The organism is Nostoc sp. NMS7, assembly GCF_017115085.1.
Classification (GTDB): Bacteria; Cyanobacteriota; Cyanobacteriia; order Cyanobacteriales; family Nostocaceae; genus Nostoc.
The window spans coordinates 1-3815 of the sequence record NZ_JABXKJ010000181.1 but is presented as its reverse complement, the minus strand read 5'-3'; the positions used below and the strand labels follow the sequence as shown (position 1 = coordinate 3815).

Sequence of the window (3815 nt, the reverse complement as noted above, 5' to 3'; positions counted from 1 at the left end):
CAATCCGGTGTGACCCTTTGTATCCTCTTATTTTTCTTCCTATCCCCTATTTATTCAGCGGATACGTTTAATTTTACTTGTTGCAGCAGTAGCCCTAATTGTCTATGCAATAACTAATAAACGGCGGTATTTAGCAATTTATAGCCATCGCAATGCAATAGTTGTTTTCATGAATAAGTCTCCAGAACTTTATCAGCAATTTACTATGAATGTGCTGGCATTATCGCGCAAACTAAATACACCCAGTAATACACAAACAAGACAGCCTCAAACCCAAATTCAAACTTAGTTGATCAAATCTATGTATGTGAACTCCAGGATAGGGAATATAAATTGAAGCTCTATCTAAAATAAATTGCGTAGGCGTAGCCCGTCGTAGACATCGCCCACCCCACCAATTATTAGAGGAAATACGTTACTAGGTGGGGTTTTTTGTATATTCCCTCGAAAAGGCAGAATCGTTATTTACCTAGAATCTTTAATAAAGCCTGCCGATAAATATTTATTCCCTGATTATTTAAATGAGCGCCATCTTCTGAACTTAAATCATCTTTCAAAGCCTGATTCTCATTTAATGATTGAACCTGTTGTAGTTCCAATGGTATATGATTTTTAATTGCAACTTGATTCATCACAGTATTGATTTGCTCTACCCGAATATTTGTTGCTGAAATACTTGGATCTTTACTAGCGGCAACTGTTGAGTAAAAAGCGGGAATTAAGAATATTTGATTACTCCCAAGGCTTCGCACTAAGGAAATTGAATCTTGGAGTTTGTTCGCAAATAAGGAATCACTTAATCCATACCAGGCATCATTACCCCCAATAGCAATCACAGCTTTTTCGCATTTAACTTTAGTTGGAATCAGAAGTTTTAGTTGTTCAACAAGTGAAATACCGCTTATCCCATTTAAGGCAAAATTAAAAATACCTTTTCCCAAAGTATTACCCATTTCAGCAGTTACAGAATCTCCAAACAAGCAAGCCTGGAATTGCTTTCCTTGAGTAGCAAATTGCTGATATTGAACTTCAAGTTGCCATAAAGGTGTAGAACTTAAGTTATCTTTAGGTGGTATTTCAATAGGAGATAGATTTAACTTACTTGCTATTTCTAACACTGCTGGAACATTAATAACTAGTCTTTGACTAGGATATGCTTCAAGAAAGCTGATGATCCCCAAACCCTCTTGAGAATTCGCCCCGATGATCACAGCCGCGTCTAGTGCTTGTACCCCGGCTTGGTCACGACGGGCGATACCTTGGGAAACCGCAGATAGAATTTCTTTAGCTAGTTCTGTATTTAACAGCTTATCCAAAGCCACAATATCAAGAGATGCTTTTACTTGTAGCGCCTGATGAAACTCTTTTTGTTCTTCCCGACTGAAAAATTTGAGAAAAAATTGCAAATCAAAAGAAACTTCTTGCCTTTGTGCATACTTACGTAAATCAGCAATAGGTAGCGATTCTTCAAACACACCATAGCGAAAAATAATTTTCTCAGCGGCAAAACAGGGCATTGCAGTCGTACTCAGTAATACAATGCAACTACATATACTCAGCACCACATGACGTAAATATCTCATAAATCCTAATTGTTTGCGTAGCGTTTTCTTTTTATTGGCATTGCCGACGATACTCTCCAAAGCTGTTGGGTAGTCTTACCAACTCTACCAATTTTTGAGAGCAGCTTTTTAACAGCCAAAGCATCACCGATAGTGCCACGGAGAACGAGTCATCGAGTGTCACAGCCCCTTAAAGTAGACATCACTCCTCATTCAAGCGTTCGCGTTCAGCGTCTCGTAGAGAGGAAAAAAAGCATCAGGAGCGTAGCTTGCCGCCAACTCTTGGAGACGCTCCGCGTAGCTTGCTTCCACGTTCGCGGAGCGTCTCGTAGAGAAGTGGTACGGCATCGCCCCTGATTCAAGCGAGGAAAAAATAGCATCAGGGAAGATGAATCTGAAGACAATATCATCACCTTCTGAGTAGAATAAGCGATCGCTTCGTTGGTAGCTGGGGCAATGACAGATGTAAGAAGTGCGATGGCGTCCCGCCCGCCGCAGGTCTTACCCTGAGCCTGCGCCGTTCGCGCAGCGTCTCGTAGAGAAGGGCATCGCACTTTGTTCGCCGTATGCCTGTTTAGTGCCTGTAGAATCCGTGAATGCTGTATCCTACAAACTCAAGACATTTACACACCCAAAGGCAACGTTAGACCCCGGCTGGTTATTAGAAAATCAAACACCAAGGGGAAACTTGCAACTAGGTCAATCCCAGTGATTGAAGATTTACGGCGTTTACTGGTTGAATATTACCCAATGGCAGGAGATGTTTATTTGTTTCCCGGTCGTAGCGATGGACACATCAGCGAAGACTCAGCCTCTAGGATTTTGAGAGGAGCTTGTTTGCAAGCGCACCATACGACAAACCAAAAAAACCTGCTGTTAAAAGCAATACAAGGGTTTTAAGTTGTGTAATGGGGAATTGGGTTTAGAGATTGTCATTTGGTAATTATTAATTTATATGTTTAAAACTTGACAATTGCCATTGGTAAAAATTTTTTGTAATAAAATCTCTTAAATCAGTTAAATCAGTTAGTACCTGTCTGAATAACTAAAAAAATCAATGTGAGGTGACAGTGAAAGTTTTTAATTTTTATAAAATTAGCTTGGCTTCAGTGTTTGTAGCTACACCTTTATGTGTTTTATCTCTAAAAGTACTTGCACAAACTCCACAACTTCAAGCTATATCTCTTCAAGAGCCAGCATTTATTATTGATAGCGGTTCTACGAATACTTGTCCATTTACAATTAGCGTATTGCCATTAGGAAAGGTAACTTACACTATTTGTAACAGCAAAGGTGCTGGCGCAATTAAAGTGAAGACAGCCATGAAATTTTTTCATGACATTTTAGCAGCTAAACCACTGTCCAAATTATCAGTATTACCAGTAAAATTATCAGTATTACCAGTATATGATTTATGTGTCAAACCTGCTTTGTTTGGTACATCAATTGAAGTGAAATATCAAGGACAAACATCTCCAGATATTAGCTGTCCAGGTCATAATTCTAAAGCCATAAATCTGGAAAGTGATGTATATAGCATTGAAAATGAATTGAACCTTTCAACTACCAGAATCCTGCCTATCCTAATCCCACCCTTAATTCCACCTTGCAGTGGGTTTACTCCAGTTTTTTGCGAAGTGCCTGAGGCACCTGCCTCACATTCCATGTGCTGCAAAGGTTTTACTAACCCTAATTACGAGGGATTTTTTTGATTTATACACATGAACAAAATTTAAATAGACGATGTAGAGCGATGCCCTTCTCTTTCAGAGACGCTACCGCGAACGACAGGCTCAGGGTAAGACCTACGGCGGGAAACTACGCACCTCGCCACCGATACAAAACCCCACAGCTAGAGACGCGCTACGGGGTAAGAATGAGGGTTATGAGGGGAATAGGGCGATTGAAAGGGTTAGCAGTAGCCAAGCAAAAGCACTGGCTCTACCTCACAACACCCAACACTTAAAACCCTCTCAACTCTCTAAACCTTCCCAACCCTTTCTAACCCTCCCAGCACTTCCCAACCTTCCCCAACACTTCCTACAAAGCCCTACAACGCCTACAACGCCTCTTAATCCCTTAGAAATTGTTTTAAGTACGAAGAACCCAATCACGTCCCTCTCTCTGAGTTTGACTTAGTACAGCACTTTGATAAATCTGTGGCGAATTGAGCGACCTAATAGTAAGGCTTTACGAGACTCTATAACGCTACGAACTTGTCAAATCCTCTACTTAGTCACCACAACTGCTTAT

At 40.5% G+C, this 3815-nt stretch carries 4 protein-coding genes; 2 read left to right on the top strand and 2 right to left on the bottom strand.

Annotated features, from left to right (window positions below):
• Window positions 1-461: 461 nt before the first annotated feature.
• A complete protein-coding gene (locus HWQ38_RS19805; protein ID WP_292796771.1) occupies window positions 462-1517 on the bottom strand; it encodes an alpha/beta hydrolase in 1056 nt (351 codons plus the stop codon).
• Window positions 1518-1789: 272 nt separating this feature from the next.
• Window positions 1790-2116: a hypothetical protein gene (locus HWQ38_RS19800; RefSeq protein ID WP_292796769.1), complete on the bottom strand. Its 327-nt coding sequence runs from the start codon at window positions 2114-2116 to the stop codon at window positions 1790-1792.
• Between the two features lie 154 nt (window positions 2117-2270).
• On the opposite strand from HWQ38_RS19800, the gene HWQ38_RS19795 reads away from it, so the two are divergent.
• Both HWQ38_RS19795 and HWQ38_RS19790 read left to right on the top strand, forming a co-directional pair.
• Window positions 2271-2462, top strand: a complete 192-nt coding sequence (locus tag HWQ38_RS19795; protein WP_292796767.1) for a hypothetical protein — start codon at window positions 2271-2273, stop codon at window positions 2460-2462.
• Window positions 2463-2632: 170 nt separating this feature from the next.
• Window positions 2633-3274 (top strand): hypothetical protein, encoded by a 642-nt coding sequence (locus HWQ38_RS19790; RefSeq protein WP_292796763.1) that lies wholly within the window; start codon window positions 2633-2635, stop codon window positions 3272-3274.
• Window positions 3275-3815: the final 541 nt, after the last annotated feature.

Excerpts from the sequence above, each read along its gene's own strand:
- HWQ38_RS19805 (WP_292796771.1), bottom strand. The coding sequence starts at position 1,517 with ATGCCCTGTTTTGCCGCTGAGAAAATTATTTTTCGCTATGGTGTGTTT.